The following is an 11,816-nucleotide window of genomic DNA, read 5'->3' as shown; positions in this document are numbered from 1 at the left end:
GCCTCGCGGAGCGGGCGCCGCGCGCCGGGGTGGTCGGCATGTTCTGCCAGTCGGCGCCGGCCGCCGTCACGCTCACGCGCACGCTCGAGCGGCGCGGCCTCGGCGTCTCGGCGCTGCTGTCCGCGGGCCATCGCGCCGACGTGTCCGGCAACGACCTCATGCAGTACTGGCAGGACGACCCGCGCACCGCCGTGGTCTGCCTCTACCTCGAGTCCATCGGCAACCCGCGCAAGTTCTCCCGTATCGCGCGCCGGCTGGCCGGGGTCAAGCCCGTCGTCGTCGTGGTGGCAGGGCGGTCGGGTCAGGTGGTGCCGCCGGGGCACGCCGTGCGCGCCACGCGGGCGCCCCGCCGCCTGCTCGACGAGATGCTGCGGCAGTCCGGTGTCATCCGGGCCGAGAACACCCACCAGCTCATGGACGTCGCGCAGGTGCTGGCGCACCAGCCGCTGCCGACGGGTGGCCGGGTGGGCATCCTCGCGTCGTCCGCCGCGCTGGCCGCCCTCGTGGCGGAGGCCGCTGCCGCCGCGGGCCTCGTCGTCGCGGCGTCGTCCGACTTCCTGCCGCCGGACGCCACCGACGAGCAGATCGCCCAGGTGACCGGCGCGCTGTACGCGCCGGGGGCGTGCGACGTCGTCGTCGCCGTCGACGTGCCCGTCGTGGTGCCGCGCACCGGAGCCGTGGCGCGGGCCGTCGCCGTGGCGGCCGCGCGGACGGGGCGCACCACCGTCGCGTCGATGCTCGGCCTCAGCGGCCTGCCCGACGAGCTGGCCGCCACCGGCCCCGACGGCACGCCCGTGCGCATCCCGGCGTTCTCCACGCCGGAGGACGCCGTGACGGCGCTCGGCAAGGTCGTGACGTACGCGCGCTGGCGCACGGAGGACCGCGGCACGCACGTGCGGCCCGAGGGGACCGCGCCGCGGCGGGCACGTCGGCTCGTCGAGTGCTGGCTCGCGGAGGCCGAGGGCGGCGACGGGCGGGTGCTCAGCCAGGACGAGACGGCGGAGCTCCTCGACTGCTACGGCGTGCGGCTGTGGCGCTCGCGGACCGTGCGCACGGCGCAGGAGGCCGTCGCGGCCGCCGACGAGCTCGGCTGGCCGGTCGCCCTCAAGACCGCCTCGACGGCGCTGCGCCACCGCACCGACCTGGGCGGGGTGCGCCTGGACATCGCGGACGCGGCCGAGCTGCGCGCCGACGTGGAGCGCATGCGCCAGGTCGCGCTCGACGTCCTGGGGGAGGACGAGCCCGTCATGGAGGTGCAGTCCATGGCGCCCGTGGGGGTGCCGTGCGTCATCCGGTCCGGCGAGGACCCGCTGTTCGGCCCGAAGGTGTCCTTCGGCCTCGCGGGCGACGCGACCGACCTCCTCGACGACGTCGCCTACGGCATCCCTCCGCTGACGGACGTCGACGTGGCCGCCATGGTGCGCACCGTGCGCGCGGCGCCGCGGCTGTTCGGGTACGGCGGCGCGCCGGAGGCGGACATCGACGCGCTCGAGGACGTGCTCGCTCGCGTGTCCGTGCTGGCGGACGACCTCCCGGAGCTCGCGTCGCTGGAGCTGTACCCCGTCGTCGCGGGCTCGGTCGGCGTGAGCGTGCTGCACGCCGTCGTCCGGCTGCGGTCGGCCGCGCAGCGCGCGGACGCGCCGCGGCGCGCGCTGCCCGGCTGACGCGGGCCAGGGACCGTGCTGGCCACGGCCGCCGGGGCGGTGGGAGAATGCGCGGGTGCCGCATGCCACCGCCCGTGAGAACCTCCGTGCCGACCTGTCCGTCCACGTGCGCCGGGCCGGGTACTACCCGGACCTCGTGGAGGATGTCCTCGACGTCGCCCTCGCCGACGAGGACGTGCTCGCCCACCTGGTCCAGGCCGAGACCACCTTCGACGACGCCGTGCGCCGGCACCTCACCGTGCTGGCGCTCACGCCCACCCGCCTCGTCACCGCCCACGTCGACGACCACGAGGGCGACGCCGCCCACCCCTCGTCGGCGGCCGCGACCACGGAGGCCGTCCCGCTGAGCGAGATCCGGTCGGTCGCGCTCACGCACGTCGTGGCCGAGCCGGCCGAGCACCGGCCCGGCGACGGCGCCTCGGAGCTCACGCTCGCGATCGGCTGGGGCGCCGTCTCCCGCGTCGACCTCGAGCCGGTGCAGTGCCCGGACCCCAACTGCGAGGCCGACCACGGCCTCACCGGCCAGCTCACCCCCGACGACGTCGTCGTGCGCGTCAGCGGGGCCGCGGAGGGCCGGGACGCCCTGCGCCGCGCGATCGCGTTCTCGCGCTCCTTGTCGGCCGCGACGGGGGCGGGCGGGCGCGTCGCCCGATGACGGCGACGCTCGCGCTCCCCGACGGCCTCCTCGCCCCCTCCTACGGGACGGACTCCCTCGCCGCGGTCCTGCCCGCCGTCGCGGGAGCCCTCGGTGCGGAGCTCACGACCGCGACCGGGCTGCGGTCGACGGACTGCCGCGACGCGCTGGGGCTGCCCGCCGGCGTCCGGCGCGCGGTGGTGGTCCTGGTCGACGGGCTGGGGCTGGCCAACCTCGCCGAGCGCGGCGGGCACGCCCCGTTCCTGCGCTCGCTGGCCGCGGACGGCCGGTCGGTGCTGTCCAGCTTCCCCTCGACGACGGCGGCGGCACTCGCGACGTTCGGCACGGGCACGGCGCCCGGCCGCACCGGCCTGCTGGGCTACACCCAGCGCAACCCCGCCACGGGCGGCCTCGCCACCACGGTGTCCTGGACCGAGCAGTCGGACCCCTACCGGCGCACCAAGCTCTCCGGGCCGATGCGCGCCGAGCCCGAGGACGTGCAGCGCGAGCCCACGGTGCTCGAGCGGCTCGTCGCGGAGGGAGTGCGCGTCGTCGCGCCCGGCCCCGCCCGGTTCGCGGGCTCGGGGATGACCCGCGCGGCGCTGCGCGGGCCGCGCTACGTGGCCGCCGAGGGACTGGACGCCCAGGTGGGCACGACGGTGCGCGAGCTGCGCGAGCCCGGCCTCGTGTACCTGTACCACGGCGCCGTCGACAAGGCCGGGCACCAGCACGGCCCGCAGTCGTGGCAGTGGGGCGACGCGCTCGAGGAGACGGACTCCGAGCTGCGCCGCCTGGTGCGCTCCGTGCCGAGGGGCACGCTCGTCGTCGTCACGGCGGACCACGGGCAGGTGACGGCCGACCTGTCCCACCAGCACGACGTCGCCGCGCACCCGGAGCTCGCGCGCGACGTCGCCCTGCTCGGCGGCGAGCCGCGCGCGGGCCACGTGTACGTCACGCCCGGCGCCGACCCGCGGGACGTCGCGGCCCGCTGGGCCGGGGTGCTCGGCGACGACGCGCTCGTCGTACTGCGCGACGACGCGCTCGCGGCCGGCTGGCTGGGTCCGGTGGCCGACCACGTGCTCCCCGCCGTGGGCGACGTCCTGGTCGCGGCCCGCGGCGCGGCGACGGTCGTCGACTCACGCCTGCACCCGTCCGGCGCCCGCGAGATGCCCGGCGTGCACGGGTCGCTGACGCCCGCGGAGATGGTCGTGCCGCTCCTGGTCGCGCAGGCGTAGCCGCGCGCGAATCCCGTGGCCGGTGCGGGGCTCCGGTGCCACGATGTGGCCATGGAGCAGCGCATGCAGGACGGCGAGCAGGACCCCGCGCGCACGTCCCGGTGGACCCGGGCGACGGTGTACCCGGACATGTGGGTGGACCCGGACGACGACCCTCGGGAGAGCGACGTCGAGCTGGTCGACGAACGGGCGATCCTGCTCGACTCGCTGCGCTCGTACCGGTTGACCGTCGAGATGAAGTGCGCCGACCTGGACGCCGAGCAGCTCGCCCGCCGCTCGGTGCCGCCGTCGACCATGTCGCTGCTGGGCCTCGTCCGCCACCTCACGGAGGACGAGCGCCACGTGCGCCGCATCATGACCGGCGAGGACGCTCCGTGGTTGTACCGCAGCGAGGCGAACCGCGACGGCGACTGGGACGGCGCGGTCGCCGACCCCGCCGTCGTCGAGGAGGCGTTCGGGCGCTGGCGCGAGGAGATGGCCGCCACGGACCGCATGGTCGACGGCTTCGACGACCTCGGGGCGACCAACGCCGGGTTCTCCGACCTCGGCGCGGAGCCGGGCGGCGCGATCTCCCTGCGCGAGCTGCTGCTCAGCCACGTCGAGGAGTACGCGCGGCACTGCGGACACGCGGACCTGCTGCGCGAGTGCGTGGACGGGCGCGTCGGCCAGTAGGACCCGGGCAGGACCCTGGTCTGACAGGATCTGGCCCATGGCCGAGCTCGTCTTCTTCTCCGGGACCATGGACAGCGGCAAGTCGACGCTGGCGCTGCAGACCGACCACAACCACGCGGCGCGCGGGCGGACCGGGCTGATCTTCACGCGCGACGACCGCGCCGGCACGTCCCGGCTGTCCTCGCGGCTCGGGCTCGAGGTCGACGCCCGCGAGGTCACCGACCACACCGACTTCTGGGAGGTGGTGGCCGCCGAGCGGCAGGCCGGTCGCGTTGTGGACTACCTCGTGTGCGACGAGGCGCAGTTCTACTCCCCGGCCCAGGTGGAGCAGCTCGCCCGCCTCGTCGACGAGGTGGAGCTGGACGTCTTCGCCTTCGGCATCACCACCGACTTCCGCACCCGGCTGTTCCCCGGCGCCGCCCGACTCATCGAGCTCGCCGACCGCGTCGAGGAGCTGCAGGTGCGGTCCCTGTGCTGGTGCGGCGCGCGGGCCACCCACAACGCGCGCACCGTGGGCGGCGTCATGGTCGTCGAGGGCGACCAGGTGGTGGTCGGCGACGTCGCGGGCGCGCCCGACGGCGGCCCGGTCTCCTACGAGGTGCTGTGCCGGCGCCACCACATGCGGCGCATGACTCAGGCCGACGCCCGCCGGCGCGCGGCCGTCACGGACCAGCTGGACCTGGGCGACGGGGCGTAGCGGGGACGTCGCGGGGAAGCAGCGGGGAAGTCGGGGCGAACCGGTCGGTGCGGACCTCAGGACGACGGGCGCCCGCCGCCGAAGACGATCTCGTCCCAGCTCGGCACCTGCGCGCGGCCCTTGCGTCCCGTGCGTCGCGCGCCCGCGGGCTTGTCGCTCCGCGGCGCCGGTGCGGCCGGCTGCGGACCGGCGGCACCCTGCGTGGGCGGGCCGCTCGGGGCGGGCGCGTCGTCGACGACGTCGGACCGTGCGTCCGGGTGGGCGTCCGAGTGCGCGTCCGCGGCGTCGTCGACCTCCTCGGCGCCGTCGTCGTCCCGGTCGAGCGGGAGCACGCCGGGCACCGGCCGGCGCGCCGCCGAGGGGTGGGACGAGGGGTGGGACGAGCGGTCGGGCGCGGTCGGGCGCCGGCCCGCCCGCCGCGACCCGAGGTCGACGACGCTCGCACCCGCCGGGTCGGCGTGCGCCGGCTCCGGCGTGCCGCCGGGCGCGTCGTGCCCCGTCGGCGGTGCGCCGGGGGCGCTGACGTGACCGACGGGGATCGGCGCCGGCGGGGGCGGGACGTCGTCCGTCGCGCGCGCGGGCGTCCGGCGGCGGTCGCCGGGCCGCTGCCCGCGCCGTCCGGCGAGGTCGTCCAGGAGCAGCGCGGTGGTGTCGTCGTCGACGTGCCGACGGGGCGGGACCGTCCGGCCGCCCGCCGACGGCACGCCCAGCACGTCGGGGGAGACGGGGTCGTCCGGCTGTCCGAGCCAGCGCGCCTCGTCGTCGAGCGGCGTCACGACGCGGCCCTTGGGGTCGAAGGTCCAGCGGGCCGACCGGTCGCGGTCGCCGGCGGAGAACCGCACCTCGACCACCCAGGGCGCGGTGCCGTCGCGGCGGGCGGACCAGCGGGCCTCGTCGGTCGTCACGCCACGGGCGGCCAGCCGGGTGTCGGCGACCTCCCCGAGCGTCGTCGTGTCGTCGTCGCCCGGCAGCCGGTGGGCGCGCACCTGCCCGATGGCGTGGTCGCGCTCCGCGGCCACGGGCCACTCGTAGCGCTGCACGTGCTCGACGGGGAGCCCGGACTCCTCGGCCAGCTCCTCGACCGAGGCACCGGCGCGCAGGCGCGCCTGCAGGTCCCGGGGCCGCAGGGTCGTGGCCGCCTGGGCGCGCAGCGCCTCCGTGCGCGGCCGGTCGCGCCGCACCGCGGCGCGCAGCGCCTCCGTGATGGGCAGGGTGCTCTCGGTGCCGTCGGGGCCGCGCAGGACCAGGCGCTCACCGTCCTCGTGCAGCCTCACGAGCTCGAGCTCGGCCATGCTTCCTCCCTCACAGGTCGCCCTCGGGAACTCCGTCGGGGCGGGTCCGCCTGTTCGAGGGTGCCACCGGCGCGGGACGGGGCCGCGCAGGCGCGTCGGTGTGCCGTCGATTGGCGCGCCCCGCGCGGGCGGGCCTGGGAGGATGGCGTCCCGTGGACGCGTTCACCTCCGGCCCGGTCTCCTACCTGGAGCTCGTCGCCGTCTTCGTCGCGGCGGTCTCGGGAGGGCTCGCCGCCGTGCGCAAGCGGTTCGACGCGTTCGGCGTCCTCGTCCTCGCGTGGGTGACCGGCCTCGGGGGTGGGATCCTGCGCGACGTCCTGATCGGCGACACCCCGCCGGTCGGCATCTCGAGCTGGCGGCTCGTGCTGGCCGCGCTGGCCGCCGGCGTGATCATCTTCTTCTTCCACCCGGGGCTGGAGCGGATGCGGCGCTCCATCCTGGTGCTCGACGCCGCCGCGCTGTCGCTCTTCGTGCTGCAGGGCACCACCAAGTCGCTCGACCTGGGCGCGGGCGTGCTCGCCTCGGTGGTGGTCGGGGTGCTCACCGCCGTGGGCGGCGGGATCCTGCGGGACGTCCTCGTGGGCGAGGTGCCGCTCGTGTTCGCCGACCGCCAGCTCTACGCCGTGCCCGCGCTCGTCGGCGCCGGGCTCACCGCCGTGCTGTGGCACGAGGGCGTGCTGCAGCTGTGGACCGCGCTCGGGGTGGTGGCCCTCGTCTTCGGGTTCCGGATCGCGTCGCTCGCGCGCGGGTGGACGGTGCCGCACCCGGGCCCCGGGTGGACCGCCCGGTGGGGGCGTCGGTCGGGCAAGATGTAGGCCGTGGACGAACGAGCGGCGACCGGGGACCGGACCGGCGGCACCGGCACTGACGTCGGCACCGACGTCGAGGCGCTGCGGGCGCTGGCCCGCAGCCTGGCGTGCGAGGCGGGCGCGCTGGTGCGCGACGGCCGCCCGGAGCGCGTCGAGGTCGCCGCGACCAAGTCGTCCGACGTCGACCCGGTGACGGACATGGACCGGGCGGTCGAGGCGCTGCTGCGTCGTCGGCTCGCCGCGGAGCGGCCCGACGACGCGATCCTGGGCGAGGAGGGCGACGACGTCCCCGGGACGTCCGGGCTCACGTGGGTGCTCGACCCGATCGACGGCACGGTCAACTACGTGTACGGCGTCGCGTCGTACGCGGTCTCGGTGGCCGTCGTGGCGGGGCCCGCCGACCCCGAGCGGTGGACGGCTCTCGCAGGCTGCGTGCACTCGGTGGTCGACGGGCGCACCTGGACCGCGGCGCGCGGCGGCGGCGCCGAGCGCGACGGGCGTGCCCTGGGCGTGAGCCGGCCGGACGCCCTCTCCCGGTCGCTGGTGGGCACGGGCTTCGGGTACGCGCCCGCGCGGCGGGCCCGGCAGGCCGAGGTCCTCGCCGACGTCCTGCCCCGGGTGCGCGACATCCGACGGCTCGGCTCCGCGGCGATCGACCTGTGCCTGCTCGCGGAGGGTGCGCTCGACCTCTACTACGAGCGCGGGCTCAACCCGTGGGACCTGGCGGCCGGCGCGCTCGTGGCCGCGGAGGCGGGGGCCTGGGTCGGCGGGCTGCGCGGCCGGGGGCCGGGCAGCGCCATGACTGTCGCGGGTGCGATGCCGGTCGTGGCGGAGCTCGTCCGGTTGCTCGAGGCCGCCGACGCCGACCGTCCTGAGGGTCCGCCGCCGGCCTGAGCGCCTGACGAGGTTCGGGCGTTCCGCGGCCGTCGTCCGGGGTGAAAAATCGCGTCAGGCCGCCGGTCACGCCGAGGGCGAACATCGCGCCCGGCCGGTGCGTCGGTGCAGGTCAGCGGCCGATCGTGCGCCTGTGACACGAGGAACAGCGCGCGGTGTCGCGCGCCCGCCCGAAATGGTGCACAATCCGTGGGCCGACCGGGAACAAAACCCGGTCACCGAGCATTATCAGCGCGTACCGATACCGACACCACGGAGCGTGACCACACAGATGGCAACCGACTACGACGCCCCCCGCAAGAACGACGAGGACGTGGAGCAGGACTCGATCCAGGAGCTCCAGGCGCGTCGTTCCGACAAGTCGTCGGGTGTCGTCGACGAGGACGAGACGGAGGCCGCGGAAGGTTTCGAGCTTCCCGGCGCCGACCTGTCCGGCGAGGAGCTCGCGGTCCGCGTCCTGCCCCGCCAGGCCGACGAGTTCACCTGCACGAGCTGCTTCCTCGTCCACCACCGCAGCCAGCTGGCCTACGAGAAGAACGGTCAGATGATCTGCACGGAGTGCGCCGCCTGACCGACCGCCGGGTCGGGGCGCCAGCACCACGGACGACACGGGCCGTCACTTCGAGGACGTGACGGCCTTCGTCGTTCCCGGGACCTCCGGGGCCACGGGGGCGCCGGCGCTCAGCGCGCGAGCGCGGCGGCCAGCTCCTGCGGGCGTCGGGTCGACAGCAGCCAGTACGGGGTGGGGTCGAGCGGGTCCTCGAGGTCCACCTGGACGCCGGTGCGCGCCCAGGCGCGCAGGCACACGAACGCGCGGGCGTCGAGCGCCGGGCCCAGGGCGGTGCGCATCGCCTCGGCGTCGTCCATCGTGGTCACCTCGCCGAGGAGGTCCAGGGAGATCTGGGCCTTGCCGGCGCGCAGCCGCCCGTCGGCGACCTCGATCACCGGCGAGGTCGCGAGGAGGGCCGCGAGGGTGGCGGCCGCGACGAGCACGCCCACCACGATCGCGACCGCGTGCGCCAGCGGGTACAGCGTCACCCCGACGATCACGCCGAGCCCGACGGCGCCGCACCAGGCCGCCGGGCCGGGGGACAGCCGCTCCCGGAAGGCCGGGCCGGTGACGGTGGGCGGGTGGGGCGCGTGCTCGCTCATGGGTCCATCATCCCAGCACCTCGCCAGGGCACGGGCCCGGTCCCGCGGACGCCGGTGCGCCGGCCGCCGGTCGGCTACGCTTCCCGGGTGCCTGACACCGCCAGCCAGCCCGTGACGCCAGCCGCGACCCACGACGCCAGCCATGTGAGCACCGACCCGAGCGTCGACCCGAGCACCGTCGACGTCCTCGTCACCCTGCTCGACGAGGTGCCGACCCCCGCGTACGCGCACCCGGGCGACGCGGGCGCGGACCTCGTGACCACGGTCGACGTCGAGATCCCCCCGCAGGGCCGCGTCGTCGTGCCCACCGGGGTGGCGATCGCGCTGCCGGAGGGGTACGCGGCGTTCGTGCACCCGCGCTCCGGCCTCGCGGCGAAGCACGGGCTGACCGTGGTGAACGCCCCCGGCACCATCGACGCGGGTTACCGCGGGGAGATCAAGGTGATCCTCCTCAACACGGACGTCGCCGAGCCGGTGCGGCTGCGCCGGGGCGATCGCGTGGCGCAGCTCGTCGTGCAGCGGGTGGAGCACGCCCGCTTCCTCGTGGCGACCACGCTGCCGGGGTCGCACCGCGGCGAGGGCGGGTTCGGCTCGAGCGGCGGTTTCGCCGGCGGCTGACGCTCCCGGGCACGGACCGGAGGCGTGCGCGATCCGGTCTACTGTGGGAGATGGGTAGGGCTCGTCCGGCCGCCGGGCGAGCAGGACGACGAGAAGGAGATCCTCCGTGGGGCTGTTCCGGCGCAACGCGTCGAAGAAGGGGACCGACGAGGCCCGCGAGCCCGCGACCGCGGAGGCCGCGGCGCCCGCCACCGGGGCCGTCGCCGGTGCCGACGCCGCCACCGGGGAGGCCGGGGCGGAGCGCCCCGAGCGCGGCCCGTTCGACTCGACGCAGGTGACGGGCATGGGGCCCCGCGTGGACCTCGGCGCCGTCTGGCTGCCCGTGCTGCCCGGCCTCGAGCTGCGCATGGAGGTCGACAAGAAAACCCAGAAGGTCACCGGGGTGTCCGCGACGCTCAACGGGTCCGGCCTGCAGGTCCAGGCGTTCGCGGCCCCTCGCACGGAGGGCATCTGGGACGAGGTTCGCGCCGAGATCGGGGCGTCCATCACGCGCCAGGGCGGCACGGTCGACGACGTGCCCGGCACGTTCGGGCGCGAGCTGATCGCGCGCATCCCGGCCACCGGACCCGACGGCAAGCCGGCCGTGCGCCCCGCCCGCTTCGTGGGCGTGGACGGGCCGCGCTGGTTCCTGCGCGGGGTGCTGTCGGGTCGGGCCGCGGTGGACCCGGAGGCCGCGAAGCAGCTCGAGTCCGTGTTCGCGAACGTCGTCGTGGTGCGGGACGGCAACCCCCGCCCGCCGCGCGACCTGCTCACGCTGACCCTGCCCAAGAGCGCGCGCCAGGGCGGCGCCGCGGGGGAGGACGCCACCGGCGGCCCCGAGGGCGCCGCGCCGCAGACCCCGTCGTTCGACCCGCTGACCCGCGGGCCGGAGATCACCGAGATCCGGTGACCGACCCGGCCGCGAGGCCGGCTCGACCACCAGCCTGGAGCTGTTGATGTCCCTGCGAACCGCCGTCCGGCACGCGCTGGCCTCGGCCGACGAGGTCGCCGCCGACGAGGAGCGGCACGAGGCCGCGGCCCACCGCGGCTGCACCCCGGTCGCCGCGCTGGGCGACCGCCGTCGGGCGAGCGCGGCCGGCGTGCTGCGCTCGGTCGTGCTGCGCCCGCGCGAGGGGGTGCCGACGGTGGAGGCCGAGCTGTACGACGGCTCCGGCTCCCTCGACCTCGTGTGGCTCGGGCGCCGGGCCATCGCGGGGATCGACCCTGGCCGCCGCATCCGCGTCGAAGGCCTGGTGTGCGACATCGACGGGCGGCGCACGATGTTCAACCCCCGGTACGAGCTGCGCGCGCGGGCCGGCGAGTGAGCGACGGGTACCCCGCGGCGGGTAAGCCGACCGGTCCCACCGAGCCGGGTGCCCCCGCGGCGCCGACCGCCGACGGGCGGGGGGTGCGGGCGGTCACGGGCGACTCGTTCTCGTTCGGGCAGGCCGTGGGCGGCGTGCGCGGCGTGGTCGAGGCCGTGCTGCCCGGCCTGCTCTTCGTGGTCATCTACGTCGTCGCGTCGATGGGCTCGTCGACCGGTGCAGACGAGCGCGGCGCCCTGACCTGGGCGCTGGTCGCCTCCGTGGGCGCCGCGCTCGTCGCCGTCGTGGTGCGGCTCGCGCAGCGCACGCCGATCACGCAGGCGCTGGGCGGTCTGCTCGGCATCGGCGTGGGCGTGTTCTGGGCGTGGCGCTCGGGCGAGGCGCAGAACTTCTACGTGTGGGGGCTGTGGACCAACGCCGCGTACCTCGCGGCCATCCTGGTCTCCCTGGCGGTGCGCTGGCCCGTGGTCGGCCTCGTGGTCGAGGCGGTGCGCGGCGGGTTCGCCGACGTCGCCGCCGAGCGTTCGCGCGACGGCAGGCAGCCGGCGGACGACGGCACCGGGTCGACCGGCGCCACCGCCCCGAGCCCCCTGGGCGCGCTGGTCGCGTGGCGCAAGGACCCGGAGCTCGTCCGGCGCTACACCCTCGCCACCTGGTTCTGGGCGGGACTGTTCGCGGTGCGCCTGGCCGTCAAGGTGCCGTTGTACTTCGCCGACAGCGTCGGCTGGCTGGGCACCGCCCACCTGGTGCTCGGCGTCCCGCTCTGGGGCCTGGTGCTCTGGCTCACCTGGGTCGTCGTGGGCGGCGCGCACGGGGGCCGGCCCGCCGACCGGGGCGGCGGGCCG

14 protein-coding genes are annotated in these 11,816 nt (G+C 76.5%); 12 read left to right on the top strand and 2 right to left on the bottom strand.

All coding sequences use genetic code 11. The features are described from left to right. From ACFUVW_RS15540 to ACFUVW_RS15520, 5 genes are all read left to right on the top strand, one after another. On the top strand, positions 1-1,664 hold a 1,664-nt coding region (locus ACFUVW_RS15540), incomplete at its 5' end, for an acetate--CoA ligase family protein (RefSeq protein WP_430572227.1). A 55-nt stretch (positions 1,665-1,719) separates the two neighbouring features. Further along, positions 1,720-2,319, top strand: a complete 600-nt coding sequence (locus ACFUVW_RS15535; RefSeq protein WP_430572226.1) for a DUF5998 family protein — start codon at positions 1,720-1,722, stop codon at positions 2,317-2,319. Further along, positions 2,316-3,533: an alkaline phosphatase family protein gene (locus tag ACFUVW_RS15530; protein ID WP_430572225.1), complete on the top strand. Its 1,218-nt coding sequence runs from the start codon at positions 2,316-2,318 to the stop codon at positions 3,531-3,533. Before ACFUVW_RS15535 ends, ACFUVW_RS15530 begins: the two co-directional genes overlap by 4 nt. 51 nt (positions 3,534-3,584) lie before the next feature. Next, a complete protein-coding gene (locus ACFUVW_RS15525) occupies positions 3,585-4,205 on the top strand; it encodes a DinB family protein (RefSeq protein WP_430572224.1) in 621 nt (206 codons plus the stop codon). A 37-nt stretch (positions 4,206-4,242) separates the two neighbouring features. Further along, positions 4,243-4,902, top strand: coding sequence for a thymidine kinase (locus ACFUVW_RS15520; RefSeq protein WP_430572223.1), 660 nt, complete (start codon positions 4,243-4,245; stop codon positions 4,900-4,902). Between the two features lie 56 nt (positions 4,903-4,958). Here the strand turns inward: ACFUVW_RS15520 and sepH are convergent, their stop codons facing one another. Continuing rightward, positions 4,959-6,194, bottom strand: a complete 1,236-nt coding sequence (sepH, locus tag ACFUVW_RS15515; protein ID WP_430572222.1) for a septation protein SepH — start codon at positions 6,192-6,194, stop codon at positions 4,959-4,961. 152 nt (positions 6,195-6,346) lie between these two features. Between sepH and ACFUVW_RS15510 the strand changes: the two genes are divergently transcribed. The 3 genes from ACFUVW_RS15510 to ACFUVW_RS15500 all read left to right on the top strand — a co-directional run bounded on the left by ACFUVW_RS15510 (position 6,347) and on the right by ACFUVW_RS15500 (position 8,468). Beyond that, positions 6,347-7,009 carry a trimeric intracellular cation channel family protein gene (locus tag ACFUVW_RS15510; protein ID WP_430572221.1) on the top strand — a complete coding sequence of 221 codons (663 nt, stop codon included), beginning with the start codon at positions 6,347-6,349 and terminating at the stop codon, positions 7,007-7,009. Positions 7,010-7,084: 75 nt separating this feature from the next. After that, the gene (locus tag ACFUVW_RS15505; protein ID WP_430572229.1) at positions 7,085-7,897 is read left to right on the top strand and encodes an inositol monophosphatase family protein; all 813 of its coding nucleotides are present in this window, start codon (positions 7,085-7,087) and stop codon (positions 7,895-7,897) included. A gap of 271 nt (positions 7,898-8,168) precedes the next feature. Further along, positions 8,169-8,468, top strand: a complete 300-nt coding sequence (locus ACFUVW_RS15500; protein ID WP_429729811.1) for a DUF4193 domain-containing protein — start codon at positions 8,169-8,171, stop codon at positions 8,466-8,468. A 110-nt stretch (positions 8,469-8,578) separates the two neighbouring features. Here ACFUVW_RS15500 and ACFUVW_RS15495 read toward each other — a convergent pair whose 3' ends face one another. Then, positions 8,579-9,049: a DUF3093 domain-containing protein gene (locus tag ACFUVW_RS15495; protein WP_430572220.1), complete on the bottom strand. Its 471-nt coding sequence runs from the start codon at positions 9,047-9,049 to the stop codon at positions 8,579-8,581. A gap of 144 nt (positions 9,050-9,193) precedes the next feature. Between ACFUVW_RS15495 and dut the strand changes: the two genes are divergently transcribed. The 4 genes from dut to ACFUVW_RS15475 all read left to right on the top strand — a co-directional run. Continuing rightward, entirely contained in the window at positions 9,194-9,667 is a 474-nt protein-coding gene (gene dut, locus ACFUVW_RS15490; protein WP_430572228.1) for a dUTP diphosphatase, read from the top strand. A 106-nt stretch (positions 9,668-9,773) separates the two neighbouring features. Continuing rightward, positions 9,774-10,556: a DUF3710 domain-containing protein gene (locus ACFUVW_RS15485; protein ID WP_430572219.1), complete on the top strand. Its 783-nt coding sequence runs from the start codon at positions 9,774-9,776 to the stop codon at positions 10,554-10,556. Positions 10,557-10,602: 46 nt separating this feature from the next. Continuing rightward, positions 10,603-10,971 carry an OB-fold nucleic acid binding domain-containing protein gene (locus tag ACFUVW_RS15480; protein ID WP_430572218.1) on the top strand — a complete coding sequence of 123 codons (369 nt, stop codon included), beginning with the start codon at positions 10,603-10,605 and terminating at the stop codon, positions 10,969-10,971. Positions 10,972-11,054: 83 nt separating this feature from the next. Then, positions 11,055-11,816: DUF3159 domain-containing protein (locus ACFUVW_RS15475; RefSeq protein WP_430572217.1), on the top strand; the 762-nt coding region annotated here is incomplete at its 3' end.

The sequence above is a fragment of the Isoptericola sp. NPDC057391 genome, assembly GCF_042668085.1.
GTDB lineage: Bacteria > Actinomycetota > Actinomycetes > Actinomycetales > Cellulomonadaceae > Isoptericola.
The sequence above is the reverse complement of the archived record's forward strand: the minus strand, read 5'-3'. Positions and strand labels throughout refer to the sequence as shown.

Bases quoted from the DNA above. Each gene is read 5' to 3' on its own strand.
- ACFUVW_RS15530 (WP_430572225.1), top strand. From the start codon at position 2,316: ATGACGGCGACGCTCGCGCTCCCCGACGGCCTCCTCGCCCCCTCCTAC.
- ACFUVW_RS15525 (WP_430572224.1), top strand. From the start codon at position 3,585: ATGGAGCAGCGCATGCAGGACGGCGAGCAGGACCCCGCGCGCACGTCC.
- ACFUVW_RS15520 (WP_430572223.1), top strand. From the start codon at position 4,243: ATGGCCGAGCTCGTCTTCTTCTCCGGGACCATGGACAGCGGCAAGTCG.
- sepH (WP_430572222.1), bottom strand. From the start codon at position 6,194: ATGGCCGAGCTCGAGCTCGTGAGGCTGCACGAGGACGGTGAGCGCCTG.
- ACFUVW_RS15500 (WP_429729811.1), top strand. From the start codon at position 8,169: ATGGCAACCGACTACGACGCCCCCCGCAAGAACGACGAGGACGTGGAG.
- ACFUVW_RS15495 (WP_430572220.1), bottom strand. From the start codon at position 9,049: ATGAGCGAGCACGCGCCCCACCCGCCCACCGTCACCGGCCCGGCCTTC.
- ACFUVW_RS15480 (WP_430572218.1), top strand. From the start codon at position 10,603: ATGTCCCTGCGAACCGCCGTCCGGCACGCGCTGGCCTCGGCCGACGAG.